This window comes from Streptosporangium sp. NPDC048886, assembly GCF_055586905.1.
Genome location: NZ_JBVJHH010000008.1, coordinates 241,233 through 255,960, shown reverse-complemented (window position 1 = coordinate 255,960; position 14,728 = coordinate 241,233). Strand labels below are relative to the sequence as shown.

Sequence of the window (14,728 nt, the reverse complement as noted above, 5' to 3'; positions counted from 1 at the left end):
TTGTGTGGTGGTACGTCTATTTCCTGTGACCCGAAGGCTTCATGAGCTGGACGCTCTCCGCGGCTTCGCGGTGTGCGGGATCATGCTGGTCAACACCTGGCAGCACACCCGCGAGCACCTCACGGCCCCCGAGGACACCGCGGTCGACTGGATGATCGACAACCTCCTGCAGAGCAGGTTCTATCCGATCTTCTCGTTCCTGTTCGGGCTGAGTTTCGCGCTGTTCCTGAGGTCCGCGGCCGGCCGGACGGACCATCCCCGGGTGGTGCTGCTGCGCAGGCTGGCGGTGCTGGCCTGCTTCGGACTGGCCCACCAGCTCGTGAACCCAGGCGAGGTGCTGCTGCCGTACGCGATCTTCGGGGCGCTGGTCCTGCTGCCCGCCTCCTGCCTCCCCCGGCCGGCGGCGCTCGCGCTGGGGGTGGCCGTCACGGCCTGGGCGGTGCACGAGGGGGGCGGGACCAAGCTCATCCCGGGGCTGTTCCTGCTGGGCATGGCCATGATGGAGTATCCGCCGCCCGAGTGGCTGCTGGCGCCCGTCTTCGCGGGCGCCTGCGTGCTGGCGGTGACGCTGGGCTACCTGTGGGCCCGCACCGCCGTCGATCACACGCTCTTCTACCGGGGCACCTACCCGGCCGCCGGGCTGGCCGCCGCGGCGGCGTACTGCACCGGGCTGCTGCTGCTCCTGCGGACCCGGGCGCGCGAGGCGCTGCTGGCCGCGCTGAGCCCGCTGGGCCGGATGGCGCTGACGAACTACCTGGTCAGCACCCTGGTCATCCTGGCGGCGCTGCCGCTGCTGACCGCCGACCCGACCCGGATCACCGGGGTGCTGCTCGCCGCCGCGGTGCTGGCGCTCCAGGTCGTGTTCAGCCGGGCCTGGCTGGCCAGGTTCAGATACGGCCCGCTGGAGTGGGGGTGGCGCTGCCTCACGTGGATGGAGCCCATGCCGAACCGCCGGATAAGGTCGGACGCGTGACACGCATCGCCCTGTGCCAGATCGCGGTCTCCGAGGAGCCCGCCGCCAACCTGCGCAGCGCCCGGGAGGCGCTGGAGCGGGCCGCCGCCGGCGGCGCCGACCTGGCGATCCTCCCCGAGGCCACGCTCACCCGCTACGGCAGGCGGATCACCGACCTGGCCGAGCCGCTGGACGGGCCCTTCGTCACCGGGCTGGCCGAGGCCGCCCGGGCGCACGGCCTGGCCGTGGTCGCGGGGGTCTTCGAGCCGGGACAGGGCCGGGTCCACAACACCGCGGTGGCCATCGGCCCCGGGGGCGGGATCGAGGCGGCCTACCGGAAGATCCACCTGTTCGACTCCTTCGGCGCCCGCGAGTCGGAGCTGGTCGCGCCGGGCGACACCCCGGTCGTGGTGGAGCTGGCCGGACTCCGGGTCGGCCTGGTCACCTGCTACGACATCCGCTTCCCCGAGCTGACCCGGGCGCTGGTGGACCAGGGCGCCGAGCTGTTCGCGGTGATCGCCGCCTGGGGGTCGGGGCCGATGAAGGAGGAGCACTGGACGACCCTGGTCCGGGCCCGCGCGATCGAGAACACCACCTGGGTGGCCGCCGTCGGCCAGGCGCCGAACCCGCAGGTCCGCGACGGCTTCGGGATCGGCCGGAGCATGCTGGTCGACCCGATGGGCGTGGTCCGCTCCGACCTGGGCCCGGCGCCCGCCGTGCAGACGTGCGAGCTGGACCCTCAGATCACGATTGCCACCCGGAATGCCCTACCGTGCCTGGAACACCGGCGGCTCCCTGTCGGCAGATCGTAAACTGCCACCGTGAGTGAGCCACCTGGTCGTAGAACGCAGATGCAGAAGGTCATCCCGCCCCGGCTGCTCGTGCCCTATCTGGCCGGCAGGCGGACCGTGATATCCGGATATGTCTACCGGGTGCAAGACTGCGCCCGCCTGACCACCCCGGCGCAGCTCTTCACCGGTCTCGACCTGGGCTTCGATGGCTCGGAGCTGACCGTCACGGTCCCGGAGATCTATCTCATGCGCTGGTTCGCCCGCGACATGGACAGCTACGTCGTGCCGTACGGCCCGCACATGGGCGGTGACTGGAACGATTCACCCCCGTTCGCCGGCAACGGCTTCACGACCTCGCGCGAGCACGTCGTGCCGCAGTTCCACACCACGCCGATGCCGATCCCCGCGGGGGCCGAGATCATCCACGTGACCGCCGACGAGGAGCGTCTCTTCGGCCTGTACGACGGACTCAGCTGGAGGCCGGCCGCATGAGCCCCGAGATCGAGCCGGTGGCCTCGGGCTTCGTCGCCCACTACGCCGATCGGACCTACGCGGCCGCCATCGGCCCGGGCGCCGACGAGGTCGTGCTGTTCAACGAGGAGGCCCAGGAGGGTTTCGAGGCCGCCGCCGGCTACTGGCGGACGGTGGTCTCCCGCGCCGACCTCGACTGGCTGGTGCTGGTCCGCACGGTCGGCGCGTTCGGCGGCGAGCCGTGCCTGGTCCTCGACGTCTCGGAGGAGAACGGCGAGGAGAGCCTGCACATCGCCTACACCGGGCACAGCGGGATGAAGGCCGAGGCGCTGGGCTACTGGATGGTCGACCACGGCGCCTACGAGGTCGTCGTCCCGCGCGAGGAGGTCTTCTCCCTCCGGATCGAGCGCCTGCCGGTCTCCCTCGGCCCCTCGGTGCCGGAGCCGTAGGAGCGCCGCGGCGTGCCCTGTCAACCGACGGGCCGCCCGGGTGTCTCGACAGTGTGACCGTCCTCTCCACAGCAGCGCCTCCCTCGTTCGCCGAGCTGTTCGCGGCGCACCATCTGTCGATGGTGCGGCTGGCCGGACTGCTCGGCGCCGACGACCCGGAGGACATAGCCCAGGAGGCGTTCGCCCGCCTCCACGCGCGGTGGTCACGGCTGCGCGACGACGGCGCGGCCGTCGCCTACGTGCGCTCCACCGTGTGCAACATGACCCGCAACCGGCTGCGCCACCTGCGGCTGGTACGGCTGCGCCCGCTCGCCCCGCCGCCGGCCGCGCCCAGCAGCGAGCACGTGGTCATCGCCGCCGAGGAGCACCGGGAGCTCCTGGCCGCCCTCGACCGCCTCCCCCGCCGCCAGCGCGAGGCCCTGGTCCTGCGCTACTGGCTGGACCTGTCGGAGCGGGAGATCGCCGACGCGATGGGCGTCTCCCCCGGCTCCGTCAAGACTCACACGAGCCGGGGCCTGTCCGCCCTGGGCAGGACTCTCCGGGAGGATTCATGAACGATCTCGAAGAGCGCCTGCGCGCCGCGCTCGACGCCCGCGCCGGCGCCTACACCGCCGCCCCCGACGCCTACACGAGGGTCCAGGCCCGCGGTTCCCGGGTACGGCGGCGCCGCTGGGCCGTCCTGGTCCCCGTGGCGGCCGCCGTGACCGCGGTGGCCGCACTGGCCTGGTCCGCCGTCGCTCCGCCGGCGGGGGAGGGCGAGAACACGAGCATGGTCTCCGTCCACGGTCCCGAGCAGTCGTTGGAGAAGGCGTTGCGGGACTATCCGCCCATCGGAGAGGTGCTCACGATCCCGCACCCGGACTTCCCGGACGTCCCGATCCGGGCCTGGTACAGCCGCGGGGCGCAGGCCGGTCCGCTGCGGTTCTGCGGGGCGCAACAGGTCACGGACACGGGCGGCACCATGGCCGGCTGCACGCCCGTCGAGCAGTGGGACGGCGAGGAGGCCGGGAGGGTCGGCGGCCGGACCGGCGGCGTCCCCTTCCCGGCCGAGGTCGCCGTCTTCGGCGCGGCCAAGGAGTCCGTCCACGCGGTCAGGGCGGCCGTCGGCGGCCGGAGCTTCCCCGGCACCGTGATCCGCGGCCGGGGCATGCCGTTGCCCGTCTGGACCGTCCGCTTCCCCGGCGACTCCCTCGGCACTCCCCCCTCCGTCAGCTACACCTTCGCCGACGGGCGCGGGAAGCCGCTCCAGCGGCTGGACGACGTCATCACACCGGCCTGCCACAAGGACCGCGAGCCCGCCGGTGCGGGTGTCCCCCTGCCCGGCGGGATCAGCGCCCACCTCCACGCCGGCAACTGCCTGGTGTTCTGGCACGGCGGCGGGCAGGCGGGACTCACCGGCGGCGACTCCCGCACGACCTTGGGCGCCGGCCAGGAGCGGAGGAGGGAGCCGGTCACCGCCTGGGCCGGTCCCGGGCAGGCCGTGGCCGGTCGCTGGTACGGCTACACCGGTACGGGGACGGCCCGGGTCGAGCTGCGGCTCCGCGGCGGCGGCCGGGTGTCGGCCGACACGGTCGACGCCTTCCCCGGACAGGGCGTCCGCCTGTTCGGCGGTGAACTGCCCGCCGGGGCCGACCCGAATCGGGACGGCGCCGTATACGTCGGCTTCGACACCGGCGGCGACGAGCTCTGGCGGCACGAGGTGCCCGCGCGGGGAGCCCGCCACCCCCGTAGACCGCCGGCGTCTCAGCCCACCCCGAGCCGCCGGTAGCGGGCCAGGCGGGCGGTGAGGCGGTCCGCGGGGGCCCGCCTCAGCAGGCCGGTGATCTCGTATTCGAGGGCGCCGGCCACCCGGCGGCAGAACGCCTCGGGCTCGTAGGCGGCGTCGGGGAGCTCCGGGATGATCCGGTCCACGATGCCGTCGCGACGCAGGTCGGTGGATTTCACGCCCTGCGCGGCGGCGATCTCCGGCGCGAAGTCCACACTCCGGTACAGCAGCGCGGAGGCCCCCTCCGGCGGCAGCGGGGACAGCCAGGCGTGCTGGGCGCAGAGCACCCGGTCGGCCGGCAGCAGCGCGAGGGCGCCGCCGCCGGCCCCCTCTCCGAGCAGCAGGCAGACGGTCGGGGCGTCGAGCACCATCAGGTCGGCCACGGACCGGGCGATCTCAGCGGCCAGGCCGCCCTCCTCGGCCGCCTTGGACAGCGCGGCCCCGGAGGTGTCGATCACGGTGACCAGCGGCAGGCCCAGTTCGGCGGCCAGGTGCATGCCCCGCCGCGCGACCCGGAGCCCGGCCGGGCCGAGGGGGGCCACCACCCGCTGGCGGCTGCGGTCCTGGCCGAGCACGACGGCGGGGGCCGCGCCGAAGCGGGCCAGGGCGAGGAGCAGGCCGGGGTCGTTCTCGCCCTCGCCGGTGCCGTTGAGCGGGGTGACGTCGGAGGCCCCGAGCTTGAGCAGCGCCCGAACGCCGGGACGGTCGTCCCGGCGCGAGCGGCTGATCGCGTCCCACGCCTCGGTCGGCTGGACGTGCCCGTCCGGCTCGGGCCCGCTCTCCAGCTCCTCACGCGGGGCGCACAGCACGGCCAGCGCGCGGATCGCCACGCGCCGGGCGTCCTCGGCGGAGACGACCGCGTCGACCAGGCCGTGGGCGAAGAGGTTCTCGGAGACCTGCACGCCCTCTGGGAACGGGTAGCCGTGCAGCGACTCGAACACCCGCGGTCCCAGGAACCCGATCAGCGCGCCCGGCTCGGCGGCGGTGACGTGCCCCAGCGAGCCCCAGGAGGCGAAGACCCCGCCGGTGGTGGGGTGGCGGAGATAGACGACGTACGGCAGGCCGGCGGTGCGGTGCGCGACCACCGCGGCGGTGATCTTCACCATCTGGACGAAGGCCAGCGCGCCCTCCTGCATCCGGGTGCCTCCGGAGGCCGGGGCGGCCAGCAGCGGGAGCCGCTCGGCCGTGGCCCGCTCGATCGCGGCGGTGAGCCGCTCGGCGGCGGCCACCCCGATCGACCCGGCCAGGAAGGAGAACTCGCAGGCGATGACCGCGACCCGGCGGCCGTCGAGCAGGCCCTCCCCGGAGATCACCGACTCGTCGTACCCGGTCCTGGCCCGGGCCTTGGCCAACTCCTCGGCGTAGTCCGATCCGGGCTCGGCCGGATCGGCGGGCGTCTCGTCCCACGACCGCCACGTCCCCGGGTCGAGGACGGTGTCGATGAGGGTGCGGGCGTCGGGCCGGGTGCGGCTCATCCCCTGCCCCCGCACGGCGGGATCCGCGTGGGGCAGGCTCTCATCCTTCACGTTCCTCCAGCCAGGCGAGGATCTCGTCGTTGTGCTGGCCCAGCGCGGGCGGGGCGCCGTGGCGGACGGCGGGCTCGCCGTCGAAGCGGAGCGGCGGGCCGGGCAGCTCGATGGCGCCCAGCACGGGGTGGTCGACCTCGACGAGCAGCCCCTGGGAGCGGGTCTGCTCCCAGGCGTAGACCTCGTCGATGGACCTGATCGCGCCGGCGGGCACGCCGATCTCGCCGAGCGCGGCCAGCCAGTGGGCGCGGTCGTGCTTGGCGAGCACCTGCTCCATGTCGGCGATCAGCTCGTCCCGGTGCGCAAATCTCTCCCTGTTTATCGCATATTTCGGGATATCGGGATCGATGTCCAACAGGGTGGCCACCTTCCGCCACTGCGTGTCGTTGGCCACCGCGATCTGGATCATGCCGTCGGCGCAGCGGAAGGCGCCGTAGGGGGCGATGGAGGCGTGGTGGTTGCCGTTGGCCCTGGGCACCTGGCCGCCGACGGTCCAGGCCGTGCCGTGGTAGGAGTGCACGCCGGTCACGGCGGCCAGCAGCGAGGTCCGCACGACCTTGCCCCGGCCGGTCCGCCCGCGCTCGTAGAGGGCGGCGACCACGCCGTAGGCGCCGTGGATGCCGGCGAGCAGGTCGGCGATCGAGGCGCCCACGCGGTAGGGCTCCTCGGCGGACGGCCCGGTGAGGCTCATCAGGCCGGCCTCGCCCTGGGCGATCTGGTCGTAGCCCGGCCGGCCGCCCTCGGGGCCGTCGTGGCCGAACCCGGTGATCGACAGGACGACCAGGCGCGGGTTGAGCGCGTGCAACCGCTCGACGGGGAAGCCCAGCCGGTCGAGGACGCCGGTGCGGAAGTTCTCGATCAGCACGTCGCTCTGCCGTACCAGACGCTCGATCAGAGCCTTGCCCTCGGCGGACTTGAGGTCCACGGTGATCGACTGCTTGTTGCGGTTGGCCGCGAGGAAGTAGGTGGAGATGTCGCCGTCGGGACCGGCGAACGGCGGCCCCCAGCCCCGGGACTCGTCGCCCCCGCCGGGATGCTCCACCTTGATCACGCGGGCGCCCAGGTCGCCGAGCATCTGCGCGGCGTGCGGTCCCGCCAGCGCGCGGGAGAGGTCGAGAACGACGATGTCGCCGAGTGATCCGTGCAAGATCAACCTCCTGTGGTGGTCGCCGAGCCTAGTCGAATCGGAGCGGGAAGGGCATTCTCCCTGAAGCCTGACGCCGGCCTGCCAGGCGGCCCGTGCCGCTCCCGCGTCAGGTCCGGCACACGAAGATCCTCCCAGGCGGGGCCCTCCACCTCCAGCCCGTCCCGCCGTCGGCGGAGCGGGCCCGCCGGCGTCCGTCCGGCGGAACGGGGACCTACCCGGGACCTACCCCGTCCGACCGCTTTCCCCCTCTTCCGCCGGGAGCTGCCACCATGGGCGGGTGGCTTCAATCGTCTCCTTCGAGGACCTCGCCGGAGCGGTCCGGGGACTGCCGCCGTCCTGCGGGCCGGTCCGCGTCGTGGCGGTGGACGGACCGGGCGGGTCGGGCAAGACGACCTTCGCCGGGCGGCTGGCGCGGGCGCTGGGCGCCCAGGTGATCCACAGCGACGACTTCCCCGTGCCGTGGGACGAGCCGCCCGTGACCTGGTTCAGGCAGGTCGAGGAGCAGGTGCTCGGCCCGCTGGCGGCCGGGCGGCCGGGCGGCTACCGGCGCTACGACTGGGCCGCCGGCACGTTCACCGACTGGGTGGACGTGCCCGTCGCGCCGGTGCTGCTCCTCGAAGGGGTGAGCACCGCCCGGCGCACGGCCCCGGCCGCCTTCACCGTCTGGGTGGAGGCGCCCGCCGAGCTGCGGCTGGCCCGCGCCCTGGCCAGGGACGGCGCCTCCTACGCGCCGCAGTGGCGCGAGTGGATGCGCGCCGAGGAGGAGTGGTTCGCCGCCGACGGCACCCGCTCCCGCGCCGACTTCCTCCTCGACGGGGCCGCGGTCCCCGGCGAGTTCGTCAGGATCCGGCCGTCCTGAGCCGACCCGTCGTGCTCCGGCCGCGCTCCCCCGACGTGCGGGACCAGGGCATCTCCACGAGGGCGGCGCGGAACCCTCGCCATCCAGAATGTAGTGTGATATTTCACATTACATGCTTTCTGACGCACTCCTCGCGCGTTTCGCCGCCACCGGGCGGTTCACCTACGGCTCCCCCCGGGCCCTGACCGTCTCCTCCGACGGCTCGCAGGTGCTGTTCCTGCGCTCCGACGGCCCCGAGGACCCCGTCGAGCGGCTGTGGGCGCTCGACGTCGCCACCGGCGTGGAGCGGCCGCTGGCCGGACCGGGCGAGGGTCCGCACACCCTGCCGCCCGAGGAGCGGGCCCTGCGCGAGCGGCTGCGCCTGTGGGCGCCGGGCATCGGCTCCTACGCCGCCGACGGCGCCGTCGCCGTGTACGCGCTGGGCGGCCGGCTGTTCCGGGTGGACGTCGCCACCGCCGCCGTCGAGGAGATCCCGGTGGCCGGGCCCGCCTTCGACCCCCGGCCGTCCGGAGACAGGATCGCCTACGTGACGGGCGGGCGGCTCTACGTCCATGAGAACGGCGGCAACCGCCTGATCGCCGGCGAGTCCCACGTCACCTGGGGCGTCGCGGAGTTCGCCGCCGCCGAGGAGCTCGGCAGGCACCGGGGCCACTGGTGGGCGCCCGACGGCTCGGCGCTCCTGGCCACCCGGGTGGACGAGACCCGGGTGCCGCGCCGCCGCCTGGCCGACCCCACGCGGCCCGAGCAGGCGACGCCGGAGCCCGCCTACCCGCAGGCGGGCGGGCCGAACGCGGCCGTCGAACTGCACCTGCTCGGCCTGGACGGCACACGCCGGCAGATCCTGTGGAACGACACCAGGTACCCGTACCTGTCGGCGGTGGACTGGAGCGAGCAGGACCGCCCGACGATCACCGTGCTGGACCGGCTCCAGCAGAACGGGCTGCTCCTGGCGATCAACCTCGCCACCGCCACGACCTCCTCCCTGGCGGAGTTCGCCGACCCGCTGTGGATCGAGGCCGTGCCCGGCACCCCCTCCCTCCTGGCCGACGGCCGGGTGCTGACCACGGTCGAGGCGCACGACACCCAGGCCCTGGCCGTCGACGGCACCGTGGTCACCCCCCCGTCGCTGTACGTGCGACGCGTCGTGGGCTCCCTCGGCGACGACCTGCTGTTCGAGGGCAGCGAGGCGGACCCCGCCGAGCAGCACGTCTACCGCCTCACGGCGGACGGCACGCCGGCCAGGATCACCCACGGGCCCGGCGTGCACAGCGCCCTGACCGGCGGCTCGACCGTGGTCCTCACCAGCGGCTCGCTGGAGACCTCCCGCATCCGCCGGGTCGTGTACCCCGGGGGTATCGCCCCCGGCTCCGCCGTGGAGATCCGCGATCTGTCGGCGGCGTCGCCGTACCGGCCGCGGCCGATCCTGGACCGGGTGACCGAGCATCGCCTGCCCTCCGCGGTGCTCTATCCGAGCGGGCACATACCCGGTGAGAGACTGCCGGTCCTCCTCGACGTGTACGGCGGCCCCGGCTACCAGGCGATCGCCGCCGAACCCGGCCGGTGGATCCGCAAGCAGTGGTGGGCCGACCAGGGGTTCGCGGTCGTGACGATCGACAACCGGGGCACGCCGAACGTGTCGGCCTCCTTCGGCCGGGCGATCTTCCGGCGCTTCTCGCAGGTGGCGCTGGAGGACCAGGTCGCGGGGCTGCGTGAGCTCGCGGGCAAGCATCCGGACCTCGACCTGTCCAGGGTCGGCGTGCGCGGCTGGTCCTACGGCGGCTACTTCGCGGCGCTCGCCGTGCTCCGGCGTCCCGACGTCTTCCACGCCGCCTGCGCGGGCGCCCCGCCCACCGACTTCCGCTGGTACGACACCGCCTACACCGAGCGCTACCTCGGCCTGCCCGACGAGAACCCCTCCGGATACGACGGCGACTCGCTGATCGCCGACGCCCCCGGACTCGAACGACCGCTGCTGCTCATCCACGGCCTGGCCGACGACAACGTCTACCCGCTGCACACCCTGCGCCTGTCGGAGGCCCTGACCAGGGCCGGGCGGCCGCACTCCACGCTCCTGCTCCCCGGCGTCAGCCACATGACCCCCGACGGTGTCGCGGAGAACCTGATGGCGATCGAACTCGACTTCCTCCGCCGCAACCTCCCCCGCTGAGGAGCCGTGCCGGGGAAACAGACCGCCGTCCGCACCGTGGCCGTGATCACGGCCACGGTGCGGACGGCGGCGTCGCCCCGACACGGAACCCGTCGCAGGGCTCGCGCTCCGTTATCAAATCTTGCTCCACGACGTCCCCTTTTGGGTGATATGAACGTTCAACACATCCACCCCTTCAAGCCGCCGGAGGCTTCCGCAGTGCCGTCAGCGCTGAATATGAACGTTCAAATAGACAGTTACCTGGCCAGGTTCAGCGAGCCTCCGGGCTACCTCGACTTCGCCAGAATCGGGCCCACCTCGCACGACGTCACCACGACGCTCATCGAGGCGGCCCGGCTCCTCCGGGGTGACTCGTCCATCGCGCTGGCCGAGTTGGAACTGCAGGCGGCCCGGACGCGGGCCGACGCGGCGCGGCTGCTGCGCGCCGCCGAACACGAGGTGGCCTTCGTCTCCTCCACCAGCCACGGCCTGTTCGCGGCCGCCGCGGCCCTCCAGGCCCCGTCTCCGGACCGCGGCTCCGGCGGGGGCGCGGGCGTCGTGCTCGTCCCCCGGGGGGAGTTCCCCTCGAACGTCTACCCCTGGCTGCGGTTCGAGGAGCGCGGCGGGCTCCGGGTGCGCTGGATCGACTCGCCCCGGATCACCCCGGACGTCGTCGCCGCGCACCTGGACGGCGACGTGCGGGCGCTCTCGATCAGCGCCGTGGACGCCCTCACCGGCTACCGCGCCCCGCTGGGCGCGCTGAAGGAGCTCCTCGGCCCGGACCGGGTGCTGGTCGTGGACGCGATCCAGGGTCTGGGCGCCGTCCCGATCGAGGTCGACGCGGCCGATCTGCTGGTCTGCGGCGGCCAGAAGTGGCTGCGCGCCGGCTGGGGGGCGGCCCTGCTCCTGGTCCGCGACCGGGTGGACGGCCGGCTCGTCCCCGGCCTCGGCGGCTGGTCCGGGGTCCAGGACCCGTTCGGCACCGGCGAGGACGTCCCCGTCCCGGACAGCCCGGCCCGTGCTCTCGCCTCCCCCGACGGTCCCGGGCACGGCCCGGCCGGCGGGGACGGGGCGGCCCACGCGGGCGGGACGGCCGCGCATCCCCGCCCGCCGCTGCGTGGGGCGATCGCCCATACGCTGACCAACCCGGACTACCCCGCCGTGGCCGCGCTCGGCGCCGCGATCGACCTGGTCCTGGGCGTGGGGGTCGCGGAGATCGGCCGCCGGGTCGCCGAGACCCTGGGCGCCCTGCTCGACACCGCCCGCGGCGCCGGGGCGCAGATCCTGCTGGACGACCTGGACGCCGCCGAGCGCGGCGGCATCGGCTGCTTCCGCCTCCCCGGCCTCGAGCCCGCGGCCGCGCACGCGGCACTGGCCGGAGCCGGGCTCGTCACCACCCTGCGCGGCGGCTGGATCCGCCTGTCCCCGCACGCCACCACGCCCCACGAGACCACCCGGCGCCTGGCCTCCGCCCTTCGCGCGGCACGCGCCTCTGAGCCCCCGCCGCCGTCCAGTACGGCACTCACCCCCCTGAAAGGAACAGCGAAATGACCATGTCACCGGGGAATCCCACGCCGGCTTCCAAGCTTTCCGGTATCTCCATGAGCCGCCGCCACCTGATGCGGCTGGCCGTGGCCGGAGCCGTCGTCCTCGGCGCCGCAGCGTGCGGCGCCGAGGAGAAGTCGTCCTCCGGAGGGCCGACGAAGATCACCATCTGGAGCTGGACCACCGCGGCCGAGGCGCTGCGCGGCGTGGTTCCCGACTTCGAGCGGGACAACCCGGGTATCAAGGTTGACGTCCAGGACGTCGGCAACCCGGCGATCTGGGACAAGATCACAGTGGGTCTGGCGGCGGGCGGCAAGGGCTTGGCGGACGTGCTGCACATCGGCGTCGACTACCTGCCCGGATACATGGAGAAATTTCCGGGCGGTCTCGCCGACCTCAACAAGCTCGGCGCCGACAAGCACAAGGACGCCTTCTCCAAGGGTCTGTGGCCGACGGTCACGGGCAAGGACGGCGGCGTCTACGCGATGCCCTGGGAGGTCAACCCGCTCGGCATGTTCTACCGAACCGACTACTTCGAAAAGGCCGGAGTCGACCCCGAGTCACTCAAGACCTGGGCTGACATGATCGAGGCGGGCAAGAAGGTCAAGGCCGCCACCGGAATCGCCCTGACCGGCCTGAACAAGCCCGGCACCACCCCCGACCTGGACCTGTTCCAGAACCTCATGCAGCTCCAGGGCGCGTTCTACTTCGACCTCGAGGGCAAGGTCACCCTCGACTCCCCGCAGGCCGTACAGGCCATGACGATCATCAAGCAGCTGAACGACGCCGGACTGGTCGAGGACACCGCGGGCGAGGGCACCTGGAAGCGGATCATGAGTGAGGGCAAGTTCGCCATCGCGCCCTTCCCCGCCTGGGCCGCGAACTACCTGGCCACCAAGTTCCCCGACCAGAAGGGCAAGTGGCGGCTCATCGCGCCCCCCGCGATCACGGCGGGCGGCAGCCAGTCCGTGATCGTCAACTCCACCTACCTGTCGGTGGCAGAGTCCAGCAAGAACAAAGACGCCGCGTGGAAGTTCGTGGAGTACGCGCTGACCAAGCCCGACTCCATGAACAAGATGTTCAAGGCGGGCGGAGTGTTCCCTGCGCTCACCGCCGCGCACAGCGCCCCCGTCTACACCGAGGCATGGCCGTACTACGGCGACCAGCCGGTGCTCAAGACCTTCGTCGACGTCCTCGGTCAGGGCGCGGGCGCCACCAACTTCACCGGTGACTACGCCAAGGCTCTGAAGGTCGCCTCCGACGCGCAGACGAAGGTGCTGATCAAGGGCGCCGACCCGGCCACGGCGCTCAAGGAGGCCGCCGCCCTGCTCGCCCAGCAGACCGGACGGCAGAAAGCATGACGCTCCTGCTTGACAGGTCGGCTCCGGCGCGGCCCCAGGGGAAGCCGCGCCGGACGCTGATCGACCGTCGTACGCTCCCTTACCTGCTCCTCATGCCCGCGCTGCTCGGCTTCCTGATCTTCAAGGCCTACCCGATCGCCAAGTCGGCTTGGATCAGCCTGACCACGGGTTCGGAGCGGACTTTCGCCGGCCTGGACAACTACGCACGGCTGATGCACGACCCGGTGTTCTGGACCGCGCTCCGCAACACGGCGCTGATCCTGGTCGTGCAGCTCCCGCTGATGCTGAGCCTGGCCCTGCTGCTCTCCCTGGGTCTGAACTCGCGCCTGGTCAAGGCCCGGGCGGTGTGGCGGCTCGGAGTCTTCGTTCCCTCACTCACCGGCCTGGTCGCCTACGGCGTGATGTTCTCGGTGATCCTGAACAGGGACGGCGGCCTGCTCAACTGGCTGCTCTCCTTCGTCGGCATCGACAGGATCGACTGGCTGGGCAGCCCGGTCTGGGCCCGGATCGGCATCGTGATCGCGCTGAACTGGCACTACGTCGGCTACTACGCCGTCATCTACCTGGCGGGCCTGCAGGGCATTCCCAAAGAGCTCTACGAGGCGGCCATGGTGGACGGCGCGGGACCGGTCACCAGGTTCCGCAGGATCACCGTGCCGCAACTGCGGCCGATCATCCTGCTCACCATGGTGCTCTGCACGATCGACACGCTCCAGCTCTTCGACGAGCCCTATGTCCTCACCAACGGCGGCCCGGACAACGCCACCATCACGGTCACCATGTACCTCTACGAGAACGCCTTCAAGTATTTCGACTTCGGCTACGCCTCGGCCATCGCCTACGTGCTGGCGCTGCTGGTCATCGTACTGGGCCTGATCCAGGCCAAGCTGGCGGGAGAGCGCCGATGAAACGTTGGGCGCTCACCTTCGCGCTGGCCGTGGCCTTCGGACTCTGCGCCGGCCCCTTCTACTGGCTGGCGATGGCCGCCACCCACGATGACAAGGACATCTTCACCTGGCCGCCGAAATTCTGGCCCGGCGACCATCTCTGGGACAACCTGGCGGGCCTGGAGGAGTCCATCGGGCTGACCAAAGTGGCGCTCAACTCGGCCGTTGTCGCGTCCACGCAGACCGTCGGCGGTCTGGTCGTCTCGGTCCTCGCCGGCTACGCCTTCGCCAAGTTCCACTTCCGCGGCAAGAACATCCTGTTCGTGTTGCTGCTGAGCTCGCTTGTCATCCCCAGCCAGGTGCGGCTGATCCCGCTCTTCGAGATGATGCTCGATTTCGGGCTCCTCGACAGCTACGCAGCGCTCGTCCTGCCGGGCCTGACCGTGCCGTTCGGCATCTTCCTGATGCGGCAGGCGATGAGCGGGCTGCCGGACGAACTGCTCGACGCGGCCCGGGTGGACGGCGCGGGCGAGCTGCGGATCATCTGGCGCGTTGTGGTCCCGGTGATGCGGCCGGTGATCGCAGCTCTGACGATCTTCCTCTTCCTGTGGTCATGGAACGAGTTCGTCTGGCCGCTGATCGCGCTGCGCAGCCCGGAGATGCACACCCTGCCGGTGGCGATGGCCACCCTGAACGGCTTGTCCGAAACCGATTTCGGCCAGGTCCTGCTGGCGAGCGCCCTCTCCACGCTGCCGGTGATGGTGCTCTTCCTGTTCTTTCAGCGACAGTTCATCTCCGGCCTGCTGGCCGGGGCCACGAAGGGATAGAC

The 14,728-nt window shown here is 72.4% G+C and carries 14 protein-coding genes; 12 read left to right on the top strand and 2 right to left on the bottom strand.

Annotated features, from left to right (window positions below; all coding sequences use genetic code 11):
• Positions 1 to 25 precede the first annotated feature (25 nt).
• The 6 genes from ACZ6R6_RS12595 to ACZ6R6_RS12570 are packed head-to-tail and all read left to right on the top strand — an operon-like array spanning position 26 to position 4,431.
• On the top strand, positions 26 to 973 hold the full coding sequence (locus tag ACZ6R6_RS12595) for a DUF418 domain-containing protein (protein WP_470092749.1): 948 nt from the start codon (positions 26 to 28) through the stop codon (positions 971 to 973).
• The gene (locus ACZ6R6_RS12590) at positions 970 to 1,764 is read left to right on the top strand and encodes a carbon-nitrogen hydrolase family protein (protein WP_470092747.1); all 795 of its coding nucleotides are present in this window, start codon (positions 970 to 972) and stop codon (positions 1,762 to 1,764) included. Before ACZ6R6_RS12595 ends, ACZ6R6_RS12590 begins: the two co-directional genes overlap by 4 nt.
• Positions 1,765 to 1,773: 9 nt before the next feature.
• Positions 1,774 to 2,235 (top strand): hypothetical protein, encoded by a 462-nt coding sequence (locus ACZ6R6_RS12585; protein ID WP_306867871.1) that lies wholly within the window; start codon positions 1,774 to 1,776, stop codon positions 2,233 to 2,235.
• Positions 2,232 to 2,663 (top strand): hypothetical protein, encoded by a 432-nt coding sequence (locus tag ACZ6R6_RS12580; protein ID WP_470092745.1) that lies wholly within the window; start codon positions 2,232 to 2,234, stop codon positions 2,661 to 2,663. The genes ACZ6R6_RS12585 and ACZ6R6_RS12580 overlap by 4 nt, the downstream gene beginning before the upstream one ends.
• A 53-nt stretch (positions 2,664 to 2,716) precedes the next feature.
• On the top strand, positions 2,717 to 3,217 hold the full coding sequence (locus ACZ6R6_RS12575) for a SigE family RNA polymerase sigma factor (RefSeq protein WP_470092743.1): 501 nt from the start codon (positions 2,717 to 2,719) through the stop codon (positions 3,215 to 3,217).
• Positions 3,214 to 4,431 carry a hypothetical protein gene (locus ACZ6R6_RS12570; protein WP_470092741.1) on the top strand — a complete coding sequence of 406 codons (1,218 nt, stop codon included), beginning with the start codon at positions 3,214 to 3,216 and terminating at the stop codon, positions 4,429 to 4,431. Before ACZ6R6_RS12575 ends, ACZ6R6_RS12570 begins: the two co-directional genes overlap by 4 nt.
• Here ACZ6R6_RS12570 and ACZ6R6_RS12565 read toward each other — a convergent pair.
• Both ACZ6R6_RS12565 and ACZ6R6_RS12560 read right to left on the bottom strand, forming a co-directional pair.
• Complete coding sequence (locus tag ACZ6R6_RS12565) at positions 4,407 to 5,903, bottom strand: carboxyl transferase domain-containing protein (RefSeq protein ID WP_470092790.1); 1,497 nt, start codon at positions 5,901 to 5,903, stop codon at positions 4,407 to 4,409. The genes ACZ6R6_RS12570 and ACZ6R6_RS12565 overlap by 25 nt on opposite strands.
• A 40-nt stretch (positions 5,904 to 5,943) precedes the next feature.
• Positions 5,944 to 7,101: a CaiB/BaiF CoA transferase family protein gene (locus tag ACZ6R6_RS12560; RefSeq protein ID WP_470092739.1), complete on the bottom strand. Its 1,158-nt coding sequence runs from the start codon at positions 7,099 to 7,101 to the stop codon at positions 5,944 to 5,946.
• Between the two features lie 277 nt (positions 7,102 to 7,378).
• On the opposite strand from ACZ6R6_RS12560, the gene ACZ6R6_RS12555 reads away from it, so the two are divergent.
• From ACZ6R6_RS12555 to ACZ6R6_RS12530, 6 genes are all read left to right on the top strand, one after another.
• Entirely contained in the window at positions 7,379 to 7,960 is a 582-nt protein-coding gene (locus tag ACZ6R6_RS12555; protein WP_470092737.1) for a uridine kinase family protein, read from the top strand.
• Between the two features lie 112 nt (positions 7,961 to 8,072).
• Positions 8,073 to 10,127 carry a prolyl oligopeptidase family serine peptidase gene (locus tag ACZ6R6_RS12550; protein ID WP_470092736.1) on the top strand — a complete coding sequence of 685 codons (2,055 nt, stop codon included), beginning with the start codon at positions 8,073 to 8,075 and terminating at the stop codon, positions 10,125 to 10,127.
• A gap of 216 nt (positions 10,128 to 10,343) precedes the next feature.
• A complete protein-coding gene (locus ACZ6R6_RS12545; protein ID WP_470092734.1) occupies positions 10,344 to 11,657 on the top strand; it encodes an aminotransferase class V-fold PLP-dependent enzyme in 1,314 nt (437 codons plus the stop codon).
• Between the two features lie 50 nt (positions 11,658 to 11,707).
• Positions 11,708 to 13,012: an ABC transporter substrate-binding protein gene (locus ACZ6R6_RS12540; RefSeq protein ID WP_470092732.1), complete on the top strand. Its 1,305-nt coding sequence runs from the start codon at positions 11,708 to 11,710 to the stop codon at positions 13,010 to 13,012.
• The gene (locus ACZ6R6_RS12535) at positions 13,009 to 13,920 is read left to right on the top strand and encodes a carbohydrate ABC transporter permease (RefSeq protein ID WP_470092730.1); all 912 of its coding nucleotides are present in this window, start codon (positions 13,009 to 13,011) and stop codon (positions 13,918 to 13,920) included. The genes ACZ6R6_RS12540 and ACZ6R6_RS12535 overlap by 4 nt, the downstream gene beginning before the upstream one ends.
• Positions 13,917 to 14,726 carry a carbohydrate ABC transporter permease gene (locus ACZ6R6_RS12530; RefSeq protein WP_470092728.1) on the top strand — a complete coding sequence of 270 codons (810 nt, stop codon included), beginning with the start codon at positions 13,917 to 13,919 and terminating at the stop codon, positions 14,724 to 14,726. The genes ACZ6R6_RS12535 and ACZ6R6_RS12530 overlap by 4 nt, the downstream gene beginning before the upstream one ends.
• The last annotated feature ends 2 nt before the right edge of the window (positions 14,727 to 14,728 follow it).

What these genes read in the sequence shown, in the direction of transcription:
- ACZ6R6_RS12530 (WP_470092728.1), top strand. Translation starts at nt 13,917, where the DNA reads ATGAAACGTTGGGCGCTCACCTTCGCGCTGGCCGTGGCCTTCGGACTC.
- ACZ6R6_RS12535 (WP_470092730.1), top strand. Translation starts at nt 13,009, where the DNA reads ATGACGCTCCTGCTTGACAGGTCGGCTCCGGCGCGGCCCCAGGGGAAG.
- ACZ6R6_RS12545 (WP_470092734.1), top strand. Translation starts at nt 10,344, where the DNA reads ATGAACGTTCAAATAGACAGTTACCTGGCCAGGTTCAGCGAGCCTCCG.
- ACZ6R6_RS12570 (WP_470092741.1), top strand. Translation starts at nt 3,214, where the DNA reads ATGAACGATCTCGAAGAGCGCCTGCGCGCCGCGCTCGACGCCCGCGCC.
- ACZ6R6_RS12580 (WP_470092745.1), top strand. Translation starts at nt 2,232, where the DNA reads ATGAGCCCCGAGATCGAGCCGGTGGCCTCGGGCTTCGTCGCCCACTAC.
- ACZ6R6_RS12550 (WP_470092736.1), top strand. Translation starts at nt 8,073, where the DNA reads ATGCTTTCTGACGCACTCCTCGCGCGTTTCGCCGCCACCGGGCGGTTC.
- ACZ6R6_RS12540 (WP_470092732.1), top strand. Translation starts at nt 11,708, where the DNA reads ATGAGCCGCCGCCACCTGATGCGGCTGGCCGTGGCCGGAGCCGTCGTC.
- ACZ6R6_RS12565 (WP_470092790.1), bottom strand. Translation starts at nt 5,903, where the DNA reads ATGAGCCGCACCCGGCCCGACGCCCGCACCCTCATCGACACCGTCCTC.